The sequence below is a fragment of the Bacillus cereus group sp. BfR-BA-01330 genome, assembly GCF_022663885.1.
Classification (GTDB): domain Bacteria; phylum Bacillota; class Bacilli; order Bacillales; family Bacillaceae_G; genus Bacillus_A; species Bacillus_A cereus.
Map to the genome: position 1 here is coordinate 15,602 of NZ_JAKUGK010000007.1, position 25,508 is coordinate 41,109.

The following is a 25,508-nucleotide window of genomic DNA, read 5'->3' on the forward strand; positions in this document are numbered from 1 at the left end:
GGGAAAAAGATGGAGAAGAAACAAAGTATACTATCACCAATTATCCGTATTACTTTTACATTTCTAGTGTTGTGCGGACTTGTATACCCGCTTATTGTTACTGGTATTGCACAAGCAGTAATGAAGGATAATGCGGATGGAAGTCTAATATATAATGATAAAAATGAAGTGATTGGTTCTAAATTAATCGGGCAAAACTTCACGGATCCACGTTATTTTCAAGGGCGTGTTTCTAGTATTGAATATAAGGCTGAAGCATCTGGTTCAAATAACTATGCACCATCTAATCCAGATTTAGAGAAACGAGTAGAGAAAAGTATTGAAGAGTGGAAGAAACAAAATCCGAGAGTTCCAGTAACAGAAGTACCGATAGATTTAGTGACAAATTCAGGTTCAGGGCTTGATCCTGATATTAGTCCAAAGGCGGCCTCGGTGCAGGTGGATCGCATTTCGAAATTAACGAATATTCCGAAAGAAAAACTTAATCAATTGATTAAAGATCAAACAGAAGGTGCTGCACTTGGTTTATTTGGAGAGACCCGCGTAAACGTCTTAAAGCTAAATTTGGCATTACAGAAATTAATGAAATAGTAACAGTGCTACCTCAATCTAACGGATTGAGGTAGCGTTGTTTCGAATGAAAGGTAGTGTTTATTTTGTATGCGGATGATTATGAACCGAAGTTTCAAAGGCGAACGCCAGAGGAATATTTAGAATATATTCGGCAACAAAATCGGGGAAAGTTAAAGTTATATGTAGGAGCAGCTCCAGGCGTAGGAAAAAGTTATAAAATGCTCTTTGATGCAAGGGAAATGAAAAAAGATGGAATTGATATTGTAATTGGTTTAATTGAAACGCATGGAAGAAAAGAGACGGAAGAAGCAATTGCTGATTTAGAAAAAGTTCCTTTGAAAGAAATACAGTATAAAGGAAAGGTATTTTATGAGCTTGATGTGGAAGGAATAAAAAAACGCGCGCCTCAAGTAGTCGTAGTGGATGAACTTGCGCATAGTAATGTTCCTGGTTCTAAACATAAGAAACGTTATATGGATGTGCAGGAATTGTTAGAGGCTGGTATATCGGTATTATCAGCTTTTAATATTCAACATTTAGAAAGTGTTCATGATATTGTAGCTCAAATTACGAATGTAAAAGTAAGAGAACGAATTCCAGATTTTATTTTACAAAAAGCAAATGAAATTCAGCTCGTTGATGCAACACCGGAAGTACTTCGGAAGAGGTTAATAGACGGAAAGATATATAAAGAAGAAAAAATTCAGCAAAGCTTACAAAATTTCTTTACGCTTAATAATTTAGGAGCACTTAGGGAATTATCGCTTCGTGAAGTCGCTGACGATATGGACGAAAAGATTAGTCAAACAGTGATAGAACCAATCGGAGTGAAAGAAAAAATTCTCGTTTGTGTACAATACAGTTCAACAGCGGAGAAATTAATAAGACGGGGATGGCGCATGGCTGATCGGTTAAACGCTGAATTGTACGTATTAAACGTTGAGAGGGAAAATATAGATTCTATTTCAGCTGGAAAAAAGCAGACGATTGAAGAGTGGAAGTTGCTAACGAATCAATTTGATGCAAGTTTTGTATTAGAAGAAGCAAAGGGAAGAAAGCCAGCAGATGTTATTATTGAAGTGGCAAAAAGATTACAGGTGACGCAAATTTTACTTGGACAATCGGCTAGAACAAGGTGGGAAGAAATACGAAAAGGCTCTATTGTAAATGAAATTATGAGACAAACAAAGTATATTGATATTCATATTGTTGCGGATCAAAGAGGATAAATAGAGCCGACCTTTTTGGGGGCTCTATTTTGCTTTTTGTACAGAATGAAAACTTAGCATTTTCATTGTATATAAGATTACAAGTAAAAACATAATTGCGCCTAGGAAGAAAATCCAAAAGTAATTTTGGTTAAATAAAAGAAATCCACCTATAAGTGGCCCTGTGCCCATACCAAGATAGCGGATGAAGTTGTACATACCGATAGCTGTTGCGCGTTCTTGTACGAATTCTTCTGTTAATAAAGTAGTGTGAGTTGGCATAGAAAGTCCCATACTAAAACCGTACAAAGATGTAACGATAATGATGAATGGGATATTGATGTTATATGTGAAAGAGAATAAAACGACACATATAATATTGAAGAAACTCGTAATAAATAAAGCTTGCTTTGTTGTGAGGCGTTTTTGCAAAAACTTGTAGCAAAAACTTCCTAGCATGATAGAAAGAGACATTGGTACAAACATAAGACCAATTTTATTTACAGTTAAATGAAATGAATTTGTTAAAATACTCGGTAAAAAAACGAGAAAGCAAAAGTAAATACAAAATTGAATGAAGCCAATAAGAGTAATAGAAAATCCAGTTTTATTTTTTAAGATAAGAGAGTAATTCTTTTGTGCTTTAGATTGTTTAATTATATTTGGCTTTGTTTCTGGGAGTAGTGAAATGTTTATAATTAATAAGATAATGCCAAGTGTAGATAAAAAGAGAAATACAGATAAGTGACCATTTATACTGCCAAGATAACCACCTATGAGAGGAGCCATTGCAGGTGCGAGGGCAAGTAACATTTGGTATAGGCTCATCGCTTCTCCGCGTTCTTTTCCTTCAAATAAATCGCCGATAATCGTTGCTGAAACTACAGGTATAGCCGCTATTCCTATAGCTTGAACAGCTCTAAAAAAGAGAAATAAATAAATGTTTGCCGAAAAGGCACATCCGATTGAACCAATTGTACTAATGACTAAACTAGGGATAAGGACAGATTTTCTCCCTTTTGTATCAATTAAAGGTCCATATACGAGCTGCATAATTGCAAGAACGAATGTGAAAAGTGAAACTGTTACATTTACAAGATAAAGAGAAGTGTGAAAAGAATTTTGAATCATCGGTAAGATAGGTGTGTAAATATTTTGAGCGAAGGAACCGAGTAAGGCACTAATACAGACAACATATAAAATGAAAGTTAGTTTAGATTTTTTCATCTTGTTAACCTCCTTGTATTTTAGTTTCCTTGGAAACTAAATTTATTTTAACATGATTTTCTCACTTGTAAAGATGAAAAAATAATTTTAAAATGGTATATAGTTAAATTGTTTCTTTGGAAACTTAGGAGGCGAACGGATTGAAGCATACAACGAAGCAAATGGAAATACTGTCGGACATTCGTACACTTTTGCATAAAAAAGAAGAACATTTAAAACGACAAAACGAGAAGTTTCTTCGTGAGACAGGTGTAAGTAGTATGTCTTTATCTGAGTTACATGTAATCGAATGTATCGGAAAAAATGGTTTGATGAATGTAACGGCAATTACGACAGAAATGGGCATGACGAAGGGAGCAATCTCTAAAATTTGTACAAAGTTGTTTCAAAAGCAATTCGTTGAGAAGATGCAAATGTTAGATAATCAAAAAGAAATCTTCTTCAGCTTAACGGAGAGTGGGAATGAAATATATAAAGCTCATGAAAAATTGCATAAGCAAGCTGAAGAAAAGTGGTTGTTACTTTTAGATGGATATACGAAAGAAGAGCAAGACTTTATTCAAAGGTTTATAAAGGATGTCTCCGGTCATTTGGAAATATAATTGGAAGAAAAAACTCCTTTTTCTCAAGTCTTTTAAATATAATTTCTGAAAGAACTCATATATAATAGAAAAAGATACTTAACATGGTGAATAATTAAAGAGTCAATATATATATAGGAGAGAGTAACATGCTTGAAAATACGGGGTTAGTATTAGAAGGCGGCGGTATGCGTGGTGTATACACGGGCGGGATATTAGAATACTTTATGGAACAAGATTTATATTTTCCATATGTAATCGGTGTATCAGCTGGTGCTTGTCATGCAGCGTCGTATCTTTCCAGACAAAGAAATAGAAATAAAACGGTCAATATTGATTATGCATCACATCCGAAATATTTATCGTATAAAAACTTATGGAGAAAACGTCAGCTATTTGATATGGATTTCATTTTCCACGAAATTCCAGAAAAGCATGTGCCGTTTGATTTTGAAACATACTTTAATAGCCCGGAACGTTTCCTTGTAGGAACGACGGATTGTGAAACAGGGCAATCTGTTTATTTTGAAAAAGAAGGAACGAATGATGATGCGCTAAATTTATTACAAGCGTCTAGTTCATTGCCTTTCATTGCACCAGTAGTAAATTACCGCGGTAAACAACTGTTAGATGGTGGGATTTCTGATCCAATTCCAGTTCGTAAAGCACAGGAAGATGGATTTAAAAAATCAGTCGTAATTTTAACGAGAAATCATGGTTACGCAAAGAAAAAATCAAGATTTGGGTGGATTGCTGCGAAAGCTTATAAAAAATATCCGAACCTTGTTAACACGATGCTGAATCGTTATGAAGTGTATAATGAAACACTTCACTATATTGAAAAAGAAGAACAAGCTGGCAATTTATTTGTTATTCGCCCAGAAGTGCCGCTTCAAGTAGATCGTATGGAAAAAGATACAGCAAAACTACAAAATTTATACGAGCAAGGCTATGAAGATGCAAAGAGGCAATTTGCAGATTTGCAGGCGTTCTTGCAAAAATAATAATTAGGCTGTGGAGATGGAGTTCTCTGCAGTCTTTTTATATTGCTTTTAAAAAAGGAAAATAGAGCATCGAATTTCGATGCTCTACTTTTTATGTATAAAAAAATCCCTCTTTATGAGAGATTTTAATGTGGTAAGAATATCAATTGATAAGCAAACAAAATTCCAAATACATACACAAGTGGGTGAACAGCACGGAATTTACCTTTTGCCACTTTCATAAGTGGGTATGAAATAAATCCAAGTGCGATACCTGTTGCGATACTTGATGTAAGTGGCATGCTTAAGATTACTAAAAATGCTGGGAATGCTTCATCAAATGCGTCCCAATCGATGTGGCGAACTGAGCCCATCATAAGACTACCAACGATAATTAATGATGGAGCAGTAATAGCTGATACACCAGAAACAGCACTTACTAATGGTCCGAAGAATGCTGCTAATGCGAATAGAACAGCTACTGTAACAGTTGTTAAACCAGTACGACCACCAGCTGCAACACCAGCAGATGATTCAATGTAAGCTGTTGATGGTGTCGTTCCGAACATAGAACCAATAGTTGCTGAGAATGAGTCAGATAGAAGAGCTCGTCCTGCTTTTGGAAGCTTTCCGTCTTTCATAAATCCACCTTGTTGTGCAACGCCAAGTAATGTACCTGTTGTATCGAATAGTGTAACAAGGAAGAATGAGAATACAACGCCGTATAATCCGTAGTTAATTACGTCAGATACAGCAGTAATTGGATTTGAAACGATAATTCCTTCTGGTAATCCAGGCATTGATGTAACACCGTTTGAGAATGTTAACTGTCCTGTGAAGAAAGCGATAATACCAGTTAATAGCATACCAATAAATAGTGCGCCATTTACATTTAAAGACATAAGAACAATAGTAATTCCAAGCCCAGCCAATGCTAGTAGAACTGGAGCAGAGTGAAGATCACCAAGTCCAACTAAGTTTGCATCATTTTTTGTAACGATACCTGTTAAACGTAAACCGATAAAGGCGATGAAAAGACCGATACCAGCAGTAATTGCATGTTTTAAGTTTTCAGGAATTGCTTCCATTAATTTTGTACGGAAAGATGTGAATGATAACAAAATTAAAATCATACCTGCTACGAATACAGCAGAGAATGCAATTGCGAAAGTCATGCCTTCATGCGCTTTTACAACAGAGTAAGAGAAGTAAGCATTTAATCCCATACCTGGCGCGATTGCGATTGGTAAGTTTGTAAAGATTGCCATAAATAATGTTCCGACAACAGCAGCGATAATTGTTGCTGTAAATGCTTGTTCAAATGGAACACCTGCATCTCCAAGGATAACAGGGTTTACGACAATGATATATGCCATTGTTAAGAAGGTAATAATACCTGCCATAATTTCAGTTTTAATAGAAGTTTTATGTTTTGAAAGGTTAAACATATAAACATCCTTTCTGTTTACGAATAATTTTCACAACAGTTATATATAATATTCGTTTTTTATCTATTTTGCAATAGTTTTGCATAAAAAGTTTATAACAATTCATATTTTGTGTCTTAAATTCGAATATTAATCGTAAAACGATGTGTGAATTTCAGCTTTTTATTGTGCACATGCTAAGGAAAAGGAGTTGAAAGCAGCTATGCCACAGCAAAAAAACTTTATAACAATGCCTGCGCAACATCAAAATAAGCAGCCAGGTATTGAATCATTAATGAGCCCCCTTCCGCAGTTTGAAGATGCAAACTATAAAGGAAGTGAAAAGTTAAAAGGGAAGAATGTGTTAATTACGGGAGGAGATAGCGGAATTGGACGAGCAGTTTCCATCGCTTTTGCAAAAGAGGGAGCAAATGTTGCGATTGCTTATTTAGATGAGGAAGAAGATGCAAATGAGACGAAACAACGTGTTGAAAAAGAAGGTGTAAAGTGTGTATTGTTGCCGGGGGATTTGAGTAATGAACAGCATTGTAAAGATATTGTGGAAGAGACCGCCCGGCAGTTAGGTAGTTTAAATATTTTAGTGAATAACGTTGCACAGCAATATCCGCAGCAAGGGCTAGAGTATATTACAGCAGAACAGCTAGAAAAAACATTTCGTATTAATATTTTTTCTTATTTTCACGTTACGAAAGCAGCCCTTTCTCATTTGAAGAAAGGGGATGTCATTATAAATACGGCATCTATCGTTGCATATGAAGGAAATGAAACGTTAATTGATTATTCCGCAACGAAAGGAGCAATCGTAGCTTTTACAAGATCACTTTCTCAATCGTTAGTGCAAAAAGGGATTCGGGTAAATGGTGTTGCACCAGGCCCGATTTGGACACCGCTTATTCCATCGAGCTTTGATGAGAAGAAAGTCTCTCAGTTTGGGAGCAATGTTCCGATGCAAAGACCTGGTCAACCATATGAATTAGCGCCGGCATACGTATACTTGGCATCTGGTGATTCATCCTATGTTACTGGGCAAATGATACATGTAAATGGGGGCGTTATTGTAAATGGATAGTTTTCATTTATAAGAGCAAAGTAATGTTAATTCCACTTATTATAGGGAGCGCTAGGGGGGGTATAGCTGAAAAAGTTATGTTTCATCATACTATTATTTTTCATCCTACCGGTTAGTGCTTTTGCTAATACAGATCATTTAATATTAGTAAATCTTACGACGAACCAGTTGTCTTTTTTTGAAAATGGAAATTACACAAAAACATTTCCAGTAACGACTGGAAGAGATCGTACACCTACGCCTGAAGGTAATTTTTGTATTATAACTAAATTTAAAAATAAAGAATACCATCGAAAAAAAATACCTGGGGGTGCACCGAATAACCCTCTTGGTACGAGGTGGCTTGGACTAGATAAGAATGAATATGCAATTCACGGGACGAACCGGGAATGGACGATTGGAAGTAGGGAATCAAATGGCTGTATTCGTATGCATGACAGGGATATACAATGGTTATATGACCGAGTACAATTACAAACAAAAGTAATCATTTCTCGTTTTCATACGAGCCCCGAATATGAAGCGAATAAACTTGGTTATCGCGTTGTGAGCTGGAATGGTCGAAAAATAGAAAAAGAACAAATTGGAGTACTTACGTTAGTAGACCGCGCGGATATATATTGGCAAGAACCAAATGGACAGTTAACGAAAGTGGAAACGGTATTGCCAAATGAAAGATATCCAGTGTACTCAAAACGAAAAGATGGAATATATTATATAGGAAACAATTCGTATATTATAGATGAAACAGGAGAGAAAGTTCGTTACGAGCAAATTCCTTCTTCGATTTTAAGTAATATATATAAACGGAAATACAATGTTCCGTAATGGCTACCGTATTATAGACGGTAGCTTATTTATACTTGGAGTTTAACTGCAACTATTGTATTTTGCTGAATATAATACAGTACAGATAGGGGGCGGTTATATTATGAAAAGTGAATTTGCGTTTAAAGTTTTCTTAGTAACGACCTGTTTATTTATCGTGTATTTATATGCGTTTCTCGTCTTTTCTTTTTATGTTCCATATGTTGATTTAATATTATTCTTCGGATTTATTTGGGCGTTTGTGAAAGCGAGGGAAGGAGAGAAGAGTATATATCGGCGCATTACCCTATGCGGGACGGCCGTTCTCGTTATTTTGTACTTTTTTATTATGCATGATTTTTGGAGAGGAATGTAAAAAAAGCATACGATTAATCGTATGCTTTTATATCTGTTAATGATGGAAGAGAGGCAATTGCACCGTAATTTGTACATGTGATAGCGCCTACTTTATTTGCAAAGGAGATAAATGCTGTTAAGTCTTTGAAATGATACGAAAGTGTATGTTCACTTTGGGCAATCTGATATAACATTGCTCCAACGAAAGCGTCACCAGCACCAGTTGTATCGACTTGTTGAATGGAAATAGAAGAGACAATAGTTTGACCTTCATTTGTCGCAAGAAGGGTACCGTCTTTTCCAAGTGTAATAGCTACTACTTTTGCGCCATAATTTAATAATTTGAGTGCAGCTTGTTGTAAATCACTCTCTTTAGAGAGCATAGTAGCTTCCTCTTGACTTACTTTTACGAAGTGTGCATGTTTTATAAAGGTTAGACAATCTTGAGAGAATTGTTCTGTATTTGTAATGAGTGCACTTCGATAATTTGGATCAAAAGAAATGAAATGGCCTTTATCTTTCGCATATTGTAACAACTGAAAATACGTTTCTTTTAATGGGCTTGATAGTAAAGCTGTCGCTGAACCGAAATGTATTAAATCATTCGTTTGTATTTTTGATAAATCAATGCTATTGAATTGATATTCACCATCTGCACCACGCATAAAAGTAAAATCACGTTCGCCATCTTGATCGATGGATACGAATGCAAGTGTTGTTTGTTTATCTTTTATGAGCATGGATGTATCGACTTGCGCACGCTGTAAAGTTTGTTCAAGAAACTCACCAAATGGGTCGTTTCCTACTTGCCCCATAAATGTAGCGTGTCCACCTAATTTTGTAATCGCAGCAGCAACGTTAGCGGGTGCTCCACCAGCTTTTTTTTCGAAATCTGAACCGTTTACTAAAGAAACATTAGTATTTCGGCACACAAAATCAATTAATAGTTCACCTATACAAAAGACATTTCTCATACAATCCCTCTTTTCAGCTTATATTGTGTGATGGTAAAGTTTAGTTTTGCATCTGAAAAGATTGCGATATGATGTTTCATGTCTTTTCGAGGAAAAACTCGAGACGTAAAGACTGTTGAACCATCGTATAAGAAAATTTCCACGATGCTTTTATCTACAAATATTTGTAGTTCTATCGTATCTTGAATATCGATTTTTTTACAGCGTTCAAATCCATATTCTCCGCCAAATTGATGGTAGAAGTTGCCCCTGTCTATAGAAATAGTACCTTGTTCCCGATTAAATGTAATGGGGAAACATTCCTCCTCATTGTGGAAGAGAGAAAGACCAAAACGCTTTGCATCTTCTGTTTTAAGTGTAACAATTAATTCATAGGAGTCTTCATCATCAAGCGTTGATAATACATTTAATCCAGCTGTTATATCTCCTGAAATGTCTTTTTTTGTTGTTCGTAGTTTTGTTAATTCTGAAACTGGTTTTTGTTTTAAGATGTTATCTTCTAATGTTAATTCACGTGGAAGTGTTAGGCAATGAGCCCACATATAATCATCAGAAGGATATGTGATTTCACTTGATCCTGCCCAAGCAAACAATAGGCGACGACTAGTAGAGTCTTCTAAAGTTTGAGGGGCATAAAAATCGAATCCTTTATCAGCTTCGTAATAGGAATCAACATGGAAATATAAATTTTTAATATCGAAATGGCCTATAGCATAAACGACATTGTATACATTGTGAAAGTTTTCTCCGTCTTTTTCAATTCCTTGCGGTGAAAAGAGAAGTACATCTTTCCCTGATAATTGGAAGTAATCGGGGCATTCCCACATAAATCCGAATTCTTTTAAGTTTGTTGTAATTTCGCCTTGGAAATGCCAATTGTATAGGTCTTGTGATTTGTATAGTAATAGAGTTCCTGTTTTATTTTCACGTTGGGCACCGAGTAACATATAGTACATATCATTATGTTTCCAGACTTTTGGATCACGTACATGTTTTGTATATCCGTCAGGAATTATATCAATAACAGGATTATTACTATATTTCGTCATCGTATATTGTGAATCCATTGTTGCCATACATTGTTTTGCATCACGGGAATCATCAGGCTTTTTTATATTCCCTGTATAAAGTAGATGAAGAAGGCCATCTTTTACGATAGCACTACCAGAATATGCACCGTGTGATTCATAGCTTTCAGTAGGGATGATGGCTACAGGCATACGCTCCCAGTTAATAAGGTCTTTTGACTTCACATGCCCCCAATGCTTCATTCCATGAATGGGACCAAATGGATACCACTGATAAAAAACGTGATATTCATCATTGTAGTATGATACACCGTTAGGATCATTCATTAATCCAAATGTTGGGTGGATATGATAAATTGGTTTCCATGAATCTTGGTTTGCAATTTCATATAAAAAATGTAATTCGTCTTTATTAGATTGCAGTATTGTTTTATATTTTGACATAGGTTTTCACCCCGTTATTATTTACTTTCTTTATATAAAATGAATGTGGCAACAAAAGCAGTGATAACTGCAATAGCGAAACCAATTATATAGTGAATCATGTTCATCATGCCAAGAGGTGCAACAATTGTAAGCATCGGAATACCTGTTAAACCGTATGCATTAGCCGCCACTTGCATCCAAACAACGTAAGCGCCTCCAATTGCGCCGCCAATAGCTGCTGCAATAAATGGTTTACCAAGTTTTAAATTGACACCAAAAATAGCTGGTTCTGTAATTCCTAAAAATGCTGAAGCTGCGGCTGGAATTGCAATTTCTTTCGTTTTTTTGTTTTTTGTTTTGAAATAGACAGCTAAAGTAGCACCGCCCTGTGCAACGTTCGCCATTGACCAAATAGGGAGTAAGAAATTGACACCGATATCTTTATTTGCGAGTAAGCCCGCTTCAATAGCGTGGAAGCTATGATGTAAGCCAGTAAGAACGATTGTTGAATACAATCCACCGAATATAAGTCCAGCTACTGGTCCTGCAAATTGATAAATTGTATTTAAAAGGTACGTAATGCCGTCACCGATTTTATATCCAATTGGTCCGATAATAATAAGTGATAAAAAGCCAGTTATAATAATTGTTAAGAATGGTGTAACTAATAAATCTAAAGAGTTCGGAACACGTTTTCGAAGTTCTTTTTCAATTGTACTCATAACATATACACATAATAAAATAGGTAAAACAGTACCTTGATAGCCAATCATATCAATATCCATACCAAGGAAATGTAAAACAGTGGGTTTTGCATTTGAAAGAGTCCAAGGATTTGTTAAGTTTGGGTGAGTTAATATACCACCAACAACTGCACCTAAGAAAATGTTTCCACCAAATTCTTTAGCGGCACTAACTCCAATTAAAATAGGTAAAATGATGAAAGCTGCACTTGAGAACATATCAAGTAATTGGATAAGTGAGTGATCTCCAGGAACTAATTTAAACGCTTTCAACATTCCGAGTAGACCCATAAGTAAACCGCTTGCGACGATAGCTGGAATAATTGGAACAAAAATATTAGATAGTGTCTTTGCTAGGCGGGCGATAGGATTCATTTTTTTCTTAGGTATATTGTTTGATGTTGTAGAATCTAGTTCGGCTATTCCAATTAGTTTTGAGAATTCATCATATACTTTGTTTACTATGCCAGTTCCAAAAATAATTTGATATTGCTCGGTCGTTGCAAAAGCACCTTTTACTCCATCGATGTTTTCGATTTCTGCAGCGTTTATTTTCGTATCATCCTTTAATATAAGACGAAGGCGAGTCGCGCAATGTGTGGCACGAACAATGTTTTCCTTTCCACCAATATTCTGTATTACTTGAGTTGCAATTTGTTTCATATCCATAAAAATTCCCCCTTACTATAAATTTTCTTTTGTGGAACCGGTTCCGCAAAGAGTTAAAATAAAAAACAGGGAAATGATGTTGAAAATCCTGTTTTTAAAATGTGGAACCGGTTTTAATTTTATTATAGAGCGCCTTTATATTTTGTCAACGCTTTCTTGGATTTTTAATGTATAACGAGAGTGTAATATTTTTGGTATAGTTTTGTTTTCAACAAGCTGTGAAAGAGAAGTGGCAGCAAGCTTTCCAGCATACTCATAGTCAAACGCAATTGTCGTTAAACTAGGGTGTACCATTTCTGAAATATCATATCCACCGAATCCTGTTACAGAAATATCACCTGGTACAGAAAGAGAGTGGGAGTGAATGACTTTCATTGCGCCAAGAGCGATGTTATCTGTAGCACATACGATAAGAGTTGGGCGATTATTATCTAAAATATGTTGTACTTGTTTCATGGCATCTTCTATGCGGAAAGTTGTTTCGTAATATGAAACGTTGCAAGTCGGTTCTAAATTTTCAATTGCTTTTTGAAAACCATTTTTTCGATTTATTCCAACAGAAATATCATCTTTTTCTATTCCTAAATAGGCAATATGTCGATGGCCTTGCGATAAAACGTATGCCCCTAACTCATAAGCTGCATCATAATCATCGTGAACGAGGCAATATTGATTTTTATATTCTTGCCCGACGAATAAAATAGGGATGTTTGAATTAGCCATAATTTTTTGATGTTCATTCGTTAATGTTTTTGTTAATAAAATAATGCCAGCTACCTTTTGTTTTATAAAGTTTTCAATTGCTTGTATTTCAGTTCCGGTTGTTTGATTTGCATTTGCTACAAGCATTTGATAGTTATTTTCCTGTAATGTTTTATCGATCCCGATAAGTGTTTTCATTGTAGCGAAGGAGTCTAATCGGGGGATGATGACACCAATTAAATTTGTTGTTTTTGCTTTTAAACTTTGAGCAAATGTATTGGGAGAGAAATTTGTTTCCTGAATAATACCTTCGATTTTAAGTTTTGTTTTATCACTTACATATCCGCCGTTTAAGTAACGAGAGACTGTGCTTTTTGCAACTCCAGCCAATTTGGCGATATCTGCAATTGTTTTAGCCATAGTATTTCACCTTCGTATTCATAAAAATGTTAACTTTATTATAGGGAGAATTAGAGATGACGTAAACAAGAAGAGAGAAAGAAAAAACCACCTCACGTATATGAGGTGGAATAATTGTTAATATCTAGGCTTAAATGTATGACAGCAAGTCTCTACACTCGTTGCTACAGAACTTTCTAGCGTCTCGTTGGTTAAAACAGCAGCTGTATATGAATCATTTTCAGTTTGACCAGTTTCATCTGCATCAGGCTGAACGATGATCGCACTTGCTTGACAAAAGTTACCTTGTCCCCAAAAAGAACAGTTGGAAACAGAACATCTTACTTCTGGCATAAAACCCCCTCCTTATACATTAGTGTGGGATTTTACGCCCATTTCATGTGTAGAAGGAGTTTCCTTTTCTTGTTACTTTTTCGTTTGCTCAAGCCATTCTTTTAATTTGTCTTTCGGCTGTTCACCGCTAATACGGCTCACTTCTTTGCCATCTTTAAAATGAATGATTGTTGGTGTACCTTGAATTTTATATTCATCCCAAGGAGCATCTAATTTTTCAATATCCATAACTTTCATATCAACGTTTAAGTCTTTAGCCATTGGCACTAGGACAGGAGATAATTTTTGGCAATGAACGCAAGATGTTTGATAAAAGTATACTGTTTCTTCTTTTTTCTCTTTTAAGTTCTTTTGAAGATCTGAAAGAGAAATTTTATTTGTGTAGTAGTCAGGACCGTTTGTCTTACTTTCAGTAGGATTATCAATCTTTTGACTAGTAGCGTTTTTTTCTTCCATTTGTGTTACAGCGAAAATTGCCGCAAACAAGGCGATAATAATACCACCAAATATAAGCATTTTTTTCATTCTTTCATCTCCTTATTTGTTTTTGATGACAATAAAGCTACAAACAGCGATTGTAATAAAGCCGATAAGTGCTAAAAACGGGATTGTCACAAAACCGAACCAGTTTATGTATTCTCCCGTACATGGTACACGTCCACAAGCTGCCCCAGCAGCTGAAAATGCTGCGACTTTTTGAATTGCATAGTGATATAAAGAAATACAAGCACCAATAGTTGCGATTGGTAAAGAATAACTTGCAATGCGATAATCTTTCTTTGCTACAGCGATACCAAGCCATAAAACGAATGGATACATAAAAATACGTTGATACCAACAAAGAACACAAGGCTCAAATTTCATGATTTCGGAAAAGTACAGACTTCCTAGTGTAGCGATAAAAGAAGCTCCCCATGCGGTAAGTAAAGCATATTCTTGCTTTTTTTCTCGTCCCATATTTTATACCTCTCTTATAATAGTTACATACTAAATTATAGTATGAAGTAGTATGGAAAAGAAAGAAAAAATATGTTTATCAATAAAAGTTTTATAAGGAGAAACTTTTATTGATATAAACATTTTAAAAAAGCGCCATTCTCCGGAAGAGAATAGCGCTATATTTTACATTTGAATTTGTTCTACTTCTTCTACATGCGACTTTTGGGATGCGTGGTCAATATATTGAAATAGGAGCTGCAATTGTTTATCAACTTCTGGTAGTTCTTTACTGTATTGATAAGCGTGTAAAAAATGCTCAATACGTTTAGAAAATAATTGATCGTTCGTTTGAACCATGAGAACGAGTAATTTATCCCAATTACAGCAATACGTGTAATAGAGAGCTTTATCATAGTCGTTATATGTTTGCACTGTGTACCCTCCTTACCGAGAGTTATATATAGTGTGTGATAAGTAAGGGGAAATACACTTGAAAGAATTTGTTAAGAAAAAAAGTGAATGAAAAGAAAAAACGAGGAGTTTCCTCGTTTTTTAAGCTTTTGGCATTGGCGTAGGTGTTGGTTTGCCATAGCCTTCTTTATATTTATTATCGATATAGTTACGAATTTCTAGCGTTGATTTTCCTTTTTGTTTCATGGAAGCAGATTCAACTGCGATTTCTAGGCAATTGACGCAAGTCGTTGCGTGGGAATCCCAAACAACTTCACCATTCTTTTTAATTTCACGGATAAAGCAGTTTTTATTATTTTTATGTCCTACACTTTCGCCGCAACCACAATAGCATGGAATCCAATCTAATAGCTCTGCATTTTGTCCAGCCACGGTGTAGATATCTTTCATTTGTGGATCAAGCTTATCTAGGAAGGTCGGAAGTGTGTCGACTCCTTTTGTTTTCTCTTGAATGTCAGCTTGCTGAGTGTGCGATGCGTGGTCATGTTCTTCTTTTTTTGATTCAGAAGATTTTTGGTCATTTGTACCAGTACTTCCGCATCCAGCAAGAATTAAGCTTAGTACTGCAAGTAAAGAAAATACATACTTTTTCATTCGCTTGTCCCCTTTACAAATGTATTAATCAAATTGTATCAGAGATTACGGTGTATCGGTTGAAGATTTTTTTGACTGATTTTTGAAGCGCCATCTTAGTGAATGAAACAAAAATAAAATCGGGATATAAGTGTATACAATATATAAACCCGCTTGAGATAGTACGGTATTTAATGTGTTGATACTTTCACGGTTTGTGAAGAACAGAGAAGCTGAAAATATGATGAAAATAAAAAACGGTAATGTAAATTTAAATGAAATATGAAAGGAACGCTTCATCGTTTGACATGATGACCAAATGGTTAAGCAAAGGTTTGGTAAAATAATTAAAAACCAAACGAAAATAATAATATATTCAAAGCGCTGAATAAAAGGAACTTTAATTATTTTTAACATCGTTAAAGTAGGCCAAATAGTACGGTTTAATTGTCCCTCGCTGTAATACATAAAAGATACGATAGCTAAAACTACATAAATTAAGGTGCTAAAAGCAATTCCAGCATGGGCCCATCTTTTTAAAGATTTTCCTTTTTCAATAAAGGGATAAAAGATAAGAATTGTTTCAAACCCTAGAAATTCCAATGCAGAGTGTTTTGCAGATATAAGCATGTCAAAGGGTGAATGTGTAAAAATAGGTAAAATATTACGAAAATGTGCATACTTCATCGGATAGACTAAAAAGAATACAACGAACATAGGAAGAACAATACCCCAAAAACATATCCCTGTCACAGAACGGAAGCCACCTTTTATAATGTAGTAAGTGACTAATAAAAACATAAGCGTAAGTTTCCATAACTTAATGGTAGGGAAAATCCAAACTTGTATCACTTCTATATATGTACGAAGAACAGTAAGGCAAAATAATAAGCAATAAAGAGTGAAAATTACAGAAAATATAGAGCCAACCCATTTTCCAAAGGTTGTTGTATGAATACTAATTAAATCTCCGTCTTTTTCAAGCATTTTTAACATACAAAACAGTACAATATGAGTTGCAATACCTGCAATAATAAGAGAAATCCAAGCATCATAACCTGCATTTTTCAAAATTACACGTTGATATCCGAGAATTCCTATACCAATCTGGAGAGAATGCAATAAAATAAATGCAAAATATGGAGATACTGTCTTTGTTTTATTCATTGTATTCATTGCTTATTTCACCTCACTATTCTCCGATTCCAGATTGTACAATATTAAGATCTAAATTTATATCTACCGCTACATTTTTATACATATTTCGAATTTGTTTTATATTCCATTTTCTCGTATGGCTTCTAATTTCATCTCGTATTCCTAACGGATCAATTTCCTTTTCTTGAAATTGTTTTATTAAATCTTCACAGTCTTTTTCGACATTTCGTTCAATTTGTTTTTTTATATAGTTGATATTTGTTTCTTTTCTTAAATCAATCCAATTAGGAGAGTTTTTAATTAATCCATTTAATTTTAAATGGATTTTTACTTTTGGTATGTCGCCAGTTTGATCTATATCATATTTGTTTTTCCCAGCTAAGTTTTGTATCACAACCATACCTTTATGTTTATCCTTTTTTATTGCTGCTTCGTAACGTCCATTTTTCGTAGGATTAATAAGTAATTTTGCTAAAACAGAATGTCTTTTATCCGTATACATGACGACTTTATCGCCTTTTAAAAAGGCAAGTCCTTTGACAGCGACAGAATGATTATCGTCCATTTTAATATAAGGAACATAGGCATCACATACAGAAGAGTAATAATTATATAAAAAAATGTTTAATTCAGTTTGTGGAATGTTCTCATTTCTTATATTTTGCTCGAGTAAATCAGCAATATATAAAGACCCATTTTTTTTCCCGTAATTTAAAAGCTCTTCAGCCGATCCATCTACAATTGCTAGTTGTACATCACGCCCGATATTTGGGTCACGTTGTAAGTTAGTAATAATCTCTCCCATTCCGCGTTCCCCTAGAGCCTTTCCAAATAGGACGACACGCATTTGACCTACAACAACATTGTGAGGAGATTTCGCATTTAATCGTGAAGCAATTGTTTCAAGTGAACGGGCAGATGTTGTTTGCGTCTCTGGTTTAGACTTTACACCATGTGTGTACTCTGGGAATAGAATAGTTCCTTGGAATTTTTTGTTTTTTGTGATGTCAAATCCAGCAATATGAATAATACGCTGTGCATCCACTATATACGTTTGTGTACAGCCAGTTTGTAAAACGAAGAAGATAATGATAAGGTGCAATAAAATTTTTTTCATTCATTCTCACCATCACGTTTTTGCTTCGATTTGTTTGGATTGTAGCGCCATTTTGATTTTGGTCTAAGAAAAGAAGGTCTTTGTGCCGTTTGACTAAATGGTAATCGAAGAAAACCTTCTGCTGTACCTAAACCACGAAATGGATATAAAGGTAACAAATAAGGTGATCCAAGCGATTTTAATTTAATTAAATGAGCTAAAATAAATACAAATCCGACAGCGAGGCCTAATCCTCCGAATGCACCGGCTAAGAGAATAAGCGGAAAGCGTAACAACCGGATAGTAGAAGACATCTTTACAGTCGGTGTTGTGAAAGATGCAAGGGCGGATAAAGCAACTGCAATTAATAAAATTGTACTTGTTAAAGCTGCTTCAACAGATGCTTGGCCAATTACAATCCCCCCAACAATCCCGATCGTTTGTCCGACTTTTGTTGGTAAACGCGCCCCTGCTTCACGAAGCAATTCGATTGTAATTTCTAAAAAGAGTGCTTCTAGAATAGGAGGAAAAGGTACGTTAGCTCTCGAGAAAATAATAGGACCTAGTAGATCGGCAGGGATCATTTGATAATGATATGTTAAAGCCGCTGTATAAATAGCGGAGGAAAAAAGAGAAAATATAGCTCCGAAAAAACGAATAATACGAAAGAACGATCCAATCATCCACGGTAAATAATAATCTTCTGGTGAAATGAAAAAATCCAGTAACGTTGTTGGTCCTGATAAAGCATATGGAGAGCCATCTGTTAAAATTAAAACTTCCCCGTTAATTAATGCAAATACAGCTCGATCTAATCGTTCTGTAGGTAATAGAACAGGAAAAGGTGAATTGCTATTATCACTAATAAATTGCTCAATCATAGTTGAATCAAATGGGACATCAAAGTCAATGTCTTCTAGCCGTTGAATTGCGGTGTTGACAAATTGTTCATTTGTAATTCCTTCTATATAAGCAACTGCTACTTTTGTTTTTGATATAGATCCGACGGTAACTTCTTTAAAAATGAGTTGCTCCGTTACGATATTTCGGCGTAATAAGTGGATATTTGTATCAAGGTTTTCAACGAAACCGATTTTAGGCCCGATTACGCTATACTCATTTTCTGTATCGTTATATAATCGTTTTCCTAAAACAGTACTTTCGGCACGAATTAAAGCATATTGATCAGGATTCGAATTGTTTTTTAAGCGTATTAAAATATATCCACCTAATAATTTTTCACGAATATCATCAATAGAAGGGGAGGTAATAATGTCTTCAATAGAGATAATATTACATAAATCAGAGATGTTTTGGATTTGTTCCGATTCCTTTTTTATAGGAGTTAAAATGAATTGTTTAATAATAAGTGCTTCCACGACAGATTTATAATAAAACAAGCACAACGTTTCATCTTTAAGTATGTTATAAGAGACAAAATCGCTTGATTCTTTCATGGTTTGTATAAATTCTGGGATAGAACAAAGTGTTTTTGTATTAGTCTTTTTTGATTTCTTAGATGATAAACCGAACATTTTCTCACCCCTAACTTACATCATTTACTTGTGTTAGTTTTTGGGAAAGACGGGAATTTATACTTAAAAATTGAAAGTTCATAAAGAAAAGGAAGAGTAGTGAAAGCCTCTTCCTTTTTAGCATTTTAATTTGTTTTTTGTTCTTTAATAGACTTCACTAATTTCATCATTTCCGCTCGTATATCTTCTTTTTTTACATTTAATTTTTCGGCAATTTGTTTAATGTCCATTCCATCTTTTTTCATTTTTAATACATCATCAAGAGGGGTATTGCTTTTTTGAGAGATGATTGTTAACACAGTAAGATGACGCAATTTGATGTTATATTCTTTCATTTTTTGCTTTAGCTGATCCGGTGTGGATTTTTGCATAGTTGCCAGCTGTTGTAGCAGTGCTTGTTTTGTTTCTTTATTCATATGATGCTTTTTCAGCTTACTTGAATCTACACCGAAATGCTCGGCTGTTTTCTCCCAAGATTTATTTTGCTTATAGTAAGCTAAAACATCTTTTATTTCTTTATTACTAATTCTTGCAATATGAGCAGCTTTCCAAATTTCGTGTTTGTTATAGCCGAGTTTTTCTAGCGATTGTATTTCTTCATCTGAAATTGGTTTATGGTGATGCATTGTTACTTCTTTTGGGGTGGCAGCGGAAGCGGGGAAGATAATTGCTCCGCATAATAATGCTGCCATAGTCATACTTACCGCGATTTTTTTGTACATGTAAACTCCTCCTAGATGGATAATGTAGAAAACTGTACACATATCATTTCCATAAAATGTGAAATACTTGTGAACAAGTTAAGTTTTTTTATTCACAGCATGGAATGACGTTTTTAGAAGTTTTCCAACATAAAACATTGATTAATAGTAAAAAACTAAGGTATAATCGAAATTGAAAATCAATATCAATACTAATGATAAACTTATACATATAGATAAAAATAAGGGAGAGATAAATATGACTACATATACTTCCATCGCTAATGTGATTAAAGAAAGACGCTCTGTTCGTACATTTACAGACAAAGCAGTAGAAAAAGATTTATTAATTGAACTATTAAACGATGCAACATGGGCACCAAATCATAAGCACCGTGAACCATGGAATTGTAAACTATACATCGGAGAAGGCCGCAAGAAATTAGTAGATGCGGTATTAAACTCTTTCACGGAAGAAGAAAGAGCGAAACGCGGTAAAATTTTATCAGATCGTTTCTTAAGCACGCCTGCACAAATCGTTGTATATATAAATGAAGATCCGCGTCAAATTCAACGTGATGAAGATTATGCTGCAACATGTGCATTTATGCAAAACTTCCAACTTCTTGCTTGGGAACGTGGATTAGGTTGTGTTTGGAAATCAGGCGGATTAAACTACAATCCATTATTTATAGAAGGAATCGGTTTAACAAGAGGCCAACGTATCGTTGGAATTCTTCATATCGGCTATTTCGATAAAGCACCAGAAGGAAAAGCTCGTACTCCGATTACGGAGAAGATGGAGATTATTGAGGGTTAATAGATAAGACATTCTCGTTTTTGCGGGGGTGTCTTTTTATTATGCAATCAATCCTCATGAAAGCTTGTTCTTCATCATACACTTTCTTAAGGGAAAGTGTAAGGAGGGAAAATAATGAGAGCAAGTGATGATAAAGCACTGCAATATGCGATTGCGGAAATTACGGAAATTGCGACTGGATTTGGGCTTGATTTTTATCCGATGCGTTATGAAATATGTCCAGCGGAAATTATTTATACATTTGGTGCATATGGGATGCCGACAAGATTTTCACATTGGAGTTTTGGAAAACAATTTTTCAGAATGAAATTACAATACGATTTAGGACTTAGTAAAATATACGAACTCGTTATTAACTCTGATCCATGTTACGCCTTTTTATTAGATACGAACTCTTTAATTCAAAACAAATTAATTGTAGCGCACGTTTTAGCACACTGTGATTTCTTCAAAAATAATATTCGTTTTTCAAATACGAAGCGAGATATGGTAGAGAGTATGGCGGCAACAGCGGACCGTGTGAAAGCGTATGAGCATAAGTACGGAAAGGCAGAGGTAGAAACATTTTTAGATGCCGTACTTGCCATTCAAGAGCATATTGATCCGTCGCTTATGCGTCCGAAGCTCGCATGGAGTATTGATGATTTAGAAGATGAAGAAGTAGAAAAGAAAAAGGTGTCGCAATACGATGATTTATGGAATTTAGATAATCGCAATAAAAAGCAGGAACGTTCTAATGTGCGTAAAAAGAAGAAAATTCCACCACAACCAGAGAAAGATTTACTGCTCTTTATTGAAGAATATAGCCGTGAGTTAGAAGATTGGCAGCGTGATATATTAACGATGATGCGCGAAGAAATGTTATATTTTTGGCCACAGCTTGAAACGAAAATCATGAACGAAGGCTGGGCATCCTACTGGCATCAACGCATACTTCGTGAAATGGACTTAACATCTGATGAAGCTATTGAATTTGCGAAATTAAATGCAGGTGTTGTACAGCCATCAAAAACAAGTATTAATCCATACTACCTAGGTATTAAAATCTTTGAAGATATTGAAGAACGGTACAACAATCCAACAGAAGAAATGAAACGACGAGGCGTAAAACCAGGATCTGGCCGTGACAAAATGTTTGAAGTACGCGAAATTGAATGGGACGTATCGTTCCTAAGAAACTACTTAAATAAAGATCTTGTTATGCGAGAAGATATGTACTTATTCCAGCGCCAAGGAAAAGAATATAAAGTAATAGATAAAGAATGGGAAAATGTGCGTGATCAACTTGTAAATATGCGGACAAATGGTGGGTTCCCGTACTTAGTAGTAGAAGATGGAGACTACTTAAAGAACGGAGAATTATACATTAAACATAGTTACGAAGGAATCGAGCTCGATTTAAAATACTTAGAAAAAGTATTACCATATCTTCATCAGCTATGGGGAAGAACGGTGCATATGGAGTCCATTGTGGAGAGTAAGGGCGTTGTGTTTTCTTATGATGGGAAGATGGTGCATCGGAAGTATGTGTGAGGGGAAGAACGGACATAGGATACTGTGTCCGTTCTTTTTATTTGGAACAAAGTTAAATATGCTATTCTTGAAAAAAGGGAGTTACATAGAGAAATGGAGTGATTTAAATGAGCAAAGTAGGGATATGTAAGGTTGATATTACGCCGCCTGTAGGTATTGATTTTGTCGGATATCATATAGAGACAGGCATAAATAATGTTGAAGAACGTATTTACGGGACAGTTTTTGTATTTGAAAAAGATGAAATGAAGACTGTGTTTATAAGTATTGATAATATTGGGATGCTAGTAGAAGATACGAATATGATTCGTGAGCGAGTAGCAAGTAGGCTTCATGTGCCATTTGAGCGAATAACGGTTGTTTATACTCATACGCATTCCGGTCCAGAGACAGTCGGTGATAATCCGCTAGTGCAGTCGTATAAAACGATTTTAGTAAATAATGTAGTGCATGGTGCTATTACTGCGAATAACAACTTGAAGCTATGTGAAGTTGGCTGGGGTGTTACGACAGGTGATATTGGGGTAAATCGAAGAGAGAGAACATGTGATGGAAGAGCGAAGATGGGAACAAATATAGATGGTGTTGTAGATAAGCGAATTGGTATGTTAGCAATAAGAGATGCTGAAACGAAGGAGTTATCTGGGATTTTAGTATTTTGTACTGCGCATCCGAATGTTTTAAAAGAAAATAGTGATGAATTATCAGCGGATTATCCTGGAATGACGAGAGAGATTTTAGAGCAGATAGTGAACTGCCCTGTTATTATCGTTCAAGGTGCCGCTGGAAATGTGAATGCGAAGTACCGCGGTTCAAGTGAAGCGTTAAAACAAATGGCTTATTTACTTAGTGGACATGTATTAACGATGTTACCAACAGTTACATATAGCCCAATTGTAAATTTAAGAACAGTTTCAAGTATGCTGCAAATGAAGCTGAAGGATATTCCTGAAATTGATGAGATACGAAGCATGGCTCAATTAGCCGAGAAGCAGTGGGGCGTGAATACGGATGAATGGCTTGCTATCGTATTAGAGAAATATAGGCAAGGTATTCGGAAGTTACGTATAGATTTAGAAGTTCAACTGTTTCAAGTTAATGATGGTATGTTTTCAGGTATACCGATGGAACCTTTTTCAGAAACTGCCTTAGCAATGAAAGAGAGCCTTCAAAATGAATTGGCTTTCTTTGGTGGATATATGAACGGATATCTTGGTTATTTACCGACAAAAGACGAATATGCATATGGCGGATATGAAGTAGAATTAAGTCCTATTGTGTATGGAACAGTTACAAATTTGTTAATGCCACCGGGAGAGAATATTGCGGAGTTGATTGTGAAAAAGGTTATGGATTTATGTAATATGGTGAAACTTTAATGAGACAGGTTTTTGAACGCAGAGTAAAGAATATGACTCATTGTTTGATTTTGTTAAGTCAACGCAATTAATAATGATAATCATTATTAATTGCATTGACTTCTAAAAAAAGAAAAACTAGAATTTATAAAGGGATCTTCAATTGTTCGCTATCATTTGTATAGGAGGTAAGTTATGTTGGATAGCTTTAGTTCTATAAGATGTAGGTTGGCTCTTTATAGTTTTGGTGTTCTTTTTATCTTTTTTTGTACAGTATTTTTGGTGAATCAGAAGGTGTATGCAGAAGATGTACCGTGGACATCAGTTTCAAATGAGGGAGAACGTGTACTTTTTCAAAAACAATCTTTGTATAGTAATGATCGAAGGGGAGAAGATCTTGTTTCACCTTCATTTGAAGGGCGTAAACATGGTGGGGAAGATTGGGGATACTTATTAAGAGACAGTAATTTTAATTATCCATCTAATATCCTTATACATTCTGTAATAGGAAGAGATGATCGAATTAGAGTTACTAATACAACTTTGTATCCTTATAGGGCTATAGTACACTTAGTAATTCAATTTAATGGACAAGAGGTTTATGGGGGTACAGGAGCGCTAATTAGTAAAGATACAGTATTTACAGCTGGGCACTGTGTTTACAATAAAAAGCTTGGTGGATGGGCAAAAAATGTTATTGTGACTCCTGGTAGAAATGGAGACCAAGCACCGTATTTGCCTTATAGTTGGACAAAGCTTTATTCAGTAAGTGGATGGACTGATGATGGAGATTCGGAATTTGATTATGGAGCCATTAAATTAAATGGATCTCCTGGAGATTATACAGGTTGGTTAGGATATAGAACTACTAATGTAGAGTCTCCAAAGGGATTACTCGCAGTAGTTCCAGGGTATCCATGTGATAAAGTAGGAAATGAAAAATATACTATGTGGACAGATTATGGACCAATTGAAGGCACTAGTCCTAGAATTTTAACATATAGGATGGACACTTATGGATGTCAAAGTGGAGCACCTGTATATCATGACTATTCTCGTACGGGTGTAACAATAATAGCTACCCATACAGTAGGAAGTAATTCTTGGAATTCTGGAAACCGGGTGACAGACGATGTTTTTAATAATCTTAAAAAATGGTCTGAATAAATATAATAAGCCTTTATGGATTTTATTTTGTGTATTGGTCATAATCGTAATGACTAGTTATATAGTAAATAATGAAAAGAAGTTTAGTAAGGTTGTTAATTCTGTAACTTTTCACGTGAAAAATAAAGAAAAACAGCCAATAAAAGATTTTGAAATTATACTTATGAAAGACGAATCACCTGAACCCAGTAAAGAAATTGGGATCTCAATAGGGAAAACAGACGAAGAAGGAAAAGTTATTTGGAGGAATGTGAGAACGGGAAAATATATCGTATTTTTGCCAAATAACGAGACGCAGATGGTTATGATTAATGATAGAGATGCAACGAAAAAAATAAATATATCATTGTAGAAAAAGAGTCCATTGGGATTCGTTTTCTCAGGTTGTGGCATTAAAGAATTTTACGTGGAATGGATTTAACCTTATGTAAAGAAGCTATTGATTTTGAAAATTTAAATACAGGTGTATTTAAATTTTCAAAACACGTATTTATACATTGGTTTAATCGTGCAGAAAGTTATAGAACTATACGCAAAAGAACTTGGAGGTATCTAAGTTCTTTTTTATTTGTTTCAAATTTGTGAAAGAAAGACATATTGATTGAAAAT

General features: G+C 35.0%; 27 protein-coding genes. 12 read left to right on the top strand and 15 right to left on the bottom strand.

Annotation, left to right across the window (positions count from 1 at the left end; translation table 11 throughout):
- Nucleotides 1-9: 9 nt before the first annotated feature.
- Nucleotides 10-591: a K(+)-transporting ATPase subunit C gene (kdpC, locus tag MR112_RS19730; RefSeq protein WP_227900089.1), complete on the top strand. Its 582-nt coding sequence runs from the start codon at nt 10-12 to the stop codon at nt 589-591.
- A 56-nt stretch (nt 592-647) separates the two neighbouring features.
- Nucleotides 648-1,802, top strand: coding sequence for a KdpD-like non-kinase potassium sensor (gene kdpDN / locus MR112_RS19735; protein ID WP_003269552.1), 1,155 nt, complete (start codon nt 648-650; stop codon nt 1,800-1,802).
- 24 nt (nt 1,803-1,826) lie between these two features.
- On the opposite strand, the gene MR112_RS19740 is transcribed toward kdpDN, so the two are convergent.
- Nucleotides 1,827-3,008: an MFS transporter gene (locus tag MR112_RS19740; protein WP_000748727.1), complete on the bottom strand. Its 1,182-nt coding sequence runs from the start codon at nt 3,006-3,008 to the stop codon at nt 1,827-1,829.
- Nucleotides 3,009-3,148: 140 nt separating this feature from the next.
- Between MR112_RS19740 and MR112_RS19745 the strand changes: the two genes are divergently transcribed.
- Together MR112_RS19745 and MR112_RS19750 are read left to right on the top strand one after the other, a co-directional pair.
- Nucleotides 3,149-3,610, top strand: coding sequence for a MarR family transcriptional regulator (locus MR112_RS19745; protein ID WP_000683327.1), 462 nt, complete (start codon nt 3,149-3,151; stop codon nt 3,608-3,610).
- A gap of 128 nt (nt 3,611-3,738) precedes the next feature.
- Nucleotides 3,739-4,593 carry a patatin-like phospholipase family protein gene (locus MR112_RS19750; RefSeq protein ID WP_000892679.1) on the top strand — a complete coding sequence of 285 codons (855 nt, stop codon included), beginning with the start codon at nt 3,739-3,741 and terminating at the stop codon, nt 4,591-4,593.
- A 125-nt stretch (nt 4,594-4,718) separates the two neighbouring features.
- Here MR112_RS19750 and MR112_RS19755 read toward each other — a convergent pair whose 3' ends face one another.
- The gene (locus MR112_RS19755; protein ID WP_000482715.1) at nt 4,719-6,020 is read right to left on the bottom strand and encodes an NCS2 family permease; all 1,302 of its coding nucleotides are present in this window, start codon (nt 6,018-6,020) and stop codon (nt 4,719-4,721) included.
- A gap of 202 nt (nt 6,021-6,222) precedes the next feature.
- Here MR112_RS19755 and MR112_RS19760 point away from each other — a divergent pair, with 202 nt between their 5' ends.
- The 3 genes from MR112_RS19760 to MR112_RS19770 all read left to right on the top strand — a co-directional run bounded on the left by MR112_RS19760 (nt 6,223) and on the right by MR112_RS19770 (nt 8,272).
- Complete coding sequence (locus MR112_RS19760; protein WP_001136261.1) at nt 6,223-7,089, top strand: SDR family oxidoreductase; 867 nt, start codon at nt 6,223-6,225, stop codon at nt 7,087-7,089.
- Between the two features lie 66 nt (nt 7,090-7,155).
- On the top strand, nt 7,156-7,917 hold the full coding sequence (locus MR112_RS19765; RefSeq protein ID WP_025687114.1) for a L,D-transpeptidase: 762 nt from the start codon (nt 7,156-7,158) through the stop codon (nt 7,915-7,917).
- A 103-nt stretch (nt 7,918-8,020) separates the two neighbouring features.
- The gene (locus tag MR112_RS19770; protein WP_000834195.1) at nt 8,021-8,272 is read left to right on the top strand and encodes a hypothetical protein; all 252 of its coding nucleotides are present in this window, start codon (nt 8,021-8,023) and stop codon (nt 8,270-8,272) included.
- 13 nt (nt 8,273-8,285) lie between these two features.
- Here the strand turns inward: MR112_RS19770 and MR112_RS19775 are convergent, their stop codons facing one another.
- The 13 genes from MR112_RS19775 to MR112_RS19835 all read right to left on the bottom strand — a co-directional run bounded on the left by MR112_RS19775 (nt 8,286) and on the right by MR112_RS19835 (nt 20,042).
- Entirely contained in the window at nt 8,286-9,227 is a 942-nt protein-coding gene (locus tag MR112_RS19775) for a carbohydrate kinase family protein (RefSeq protein ID WP_001246640.1), read from the bottom strand.
- Nucleotides 9,224-10,699, bottom strand: a complete 1,476-nt coding sequence (gene scrB / locus MR112_RS19780; RefSeq protein ID WP_000049733.1) for a beta-fructofuranosidase — start codon at nt 10,697-10,699, stop codon at nt 9,224-9,226. The genes MR112_RS19775 and scrB overlap by 4 nt, the downstream gene beginning before the upstream one ends.
- A gap of 17 nt (nt 10,700-10,716) precedes the next feature.
- On the bottom strand, nt 10,717-12,093 hold the full coding sequence (locus MR112_RS19785) for a sucrose-specific PTS transporter subunit IIBC (RefSeq protein WP_242245234.1): 1,377 nt from the start codon (nt 12,091-12,093) through the stop codon (nt 10,717-10,719).
- A 135-nt stretch (nt 12,094-12,228) separates the two neighbouring features.
- Nucleotides 12,229-13,215: a LacI family DNA-binding transcriptional regulator gene (locus MR112_RS19790; protein ID WP_078385968.1), complete on the bottom strand. Its 987-nt coding sequence runs from the start codon at nt 13,213-13,215 to the stop codon at nt 12,229-12,231.
- 117 nt (nt 13,216-13,332) lie between these two features.
- The gene (locus MR112_RS19795) at nt 13,333-13,548 is read right to left on the bottom strand and encodes a DUF1540 domain-containing protein (RefSeq protein WP_001115482.1); all 216 of its coding nucleotides are present in this window, start codon (nt 13,546-13,548) and stop codon (nt 13,333-13,335) included.
- A 72-nt stretch (nt 13,549-13,620) separates the two neighbouring features.
- Nucleotides 13,621-14,073: a thioredoxin family protein gene (locus tag MR112_RS19800; RefSeq protein WP_086404827.1), complete on the bottom strand. Its 453-nt coding sequence runs from the start codon at nt 14,071-14,073 to the stop codon at nt 13,621-13,623.
- 12 nt (nt 14,074-14,085) lie between these two features.
- Nucleotides 14,086-14,505: a disulfide formation protein C gene (locus MR112_RS19805; RefSeq protein ID WP_000532265.1), complete on the bottom strand. Its 420-nt coding sequence runs from the start codon at nt 14,503-14,505 to the stop codon at nt 14,086-14,088.
- A gap of 165 nt (nt 14,506-14,670) precedes the next feature.
- The gene (locus MR112_RS19810) at nt 14,671-14,919 is read right to left on the bottom strand and encodes a YhdB family protein (protein ID WP_001195459.1); all 249 of its coding nucleotides are present in this window, start codon (nt 14,917-14,919) and stop codon (nt 14,671-14,673) included.
- A 120-nt stretch (nt 14,920-15,039) separates the two neighbouring features.
- Complete coding sequence (locus tag MR112_RS19815) at nt 15,040-15,552, bottom strand: PCYCGC domain-containing protein (RefSeq protein WP_000761026.1); 513 nt, start codon at nt 15,550-15,552, stop codon at nt 15,040-15,042.
- Nucleotides 15,553-15,597: 45 nt separating this feature from the next.
- Entirely contained in the window at nt 15,598-16,707 is a 1,110-nt protein-coding gene (locus MR112_RS19820) for a GerAB/ArcD/ProY family transporter (protein ID WP_071739633.1), read from the bottom strand.
- Nucleotides 16,708-16,723: 16 nt separating this feature from the next.
- On the bottom strand, nt 16,724-17,806 hold the full coding sequence (locus MR112_RS19825) for a Ger(x)C family spore germination protein (RefSeq protein WP_000722248.1): 1,083 nt from the start codon (nt 17,804-17,806) through the stop codon (nt 16,724-16,726).
- A complete protein-coding gene (locus MR112_RS19830; RefSeq protein WP_000467489.1) occupies nt 17,803-19,320 on the bottom strand; it encodes a spore germination protein in 1,518 nt (505 codons plus the stop codon). The genes MR112_RS19825 and MR112_RS19830 overlap by 4 nt, the downstream gene beginning before the upstream one ends.
- Before the next feature lie 125 nt (nt 19,321-19,445).
- Nucleotides 19,446-20,042 carry a hypothetical protein gene (locus MR112_RS19835; RefSeq protein WP_144560733.1) on the bottom strand — a complete coding sequence of 199 codons (597 nt, stop codon included), beginning with the start codon at nt 20,040-20,042 and terminating at the stop codon, nt 19,446-19,448.
- 238 nt (nt 20,043-20,280) lie between these two features.
- Here MR112_RS19835 and MR112_RS19840 point away from each other — a divergent pair, with 238 nt between their 5' ends.
- From MR112_RS19840 to MR112_RS19860, 5 genes are all read left to right on the top strand, one after another.
- Nucleotides 20,281-20,841 carry a nitroreductase family protein gene (locus tag MR112_RS19840; protein WP_000214819.1) on the top strand — a complete coding sequence of 187 codons (561 nt, stop codon included), beginning with the start codon at nt 20,281-20,283 and terminating at the stop codon, nt 20,839-20,841.
- Nucleotides 20,842-20,955: 114 nt separating this feature from the next.
- The gene (gene spoVR / locus MR112_RS19845) at nt 20,956-22,374 is read left to right on the top strand and encodes a stage V sporulation protein SpoVR (protein ID WP_001202693.1); all 1,419 of its coding nucleotides are present in this window, start codon (nt 20,956-20,958) and stop codon (nt 22,372-22,374) included.
- 107 nt (nt 22,375-22,481) lie between these two features.
- Nucleotides 22,482-23,753 carry a neutral/alkaline non-lysosomal ceramidase N-terminal domain-containing protein gene (locus MR112_RS19850; protein ID WP_242245235.1) on the top strand — a complete coding sequence of 424 codons (1,272 nt, stop codon included), beginning with the start codon at nt 22,482-22,484 and terminating at the stop codon, nt 23,751-23,753.
- Between the two features lie 174 nt (nt 23,754-23,927).
- Complete coding sequence (locus MR112_RS19855) at nt 23,928-24,899, top strand: trypsin-like serine peptidase (protein ID WP_242245236.1); 972 nt, start codon at nt 23,928-23,930, stop codon at nt 24,897-24,899.
- Nucleotides 24,865-25,251: a DUF2606 family protein gene (locus MR112_RS19860; protein WP_242245237.1), complete on the top strand. Its 387-nt coding sequence runs from the start codon at nt 24,865-24,867 to the stop codon at nt 25,249-25,251. Before MR112_RS19855 ends, MR112_RS19860 begins: the two co-directional genes overlap by 35 nt.
- Nucleotides 25,252-25,508: the final 257 nt, after the last annotated feature.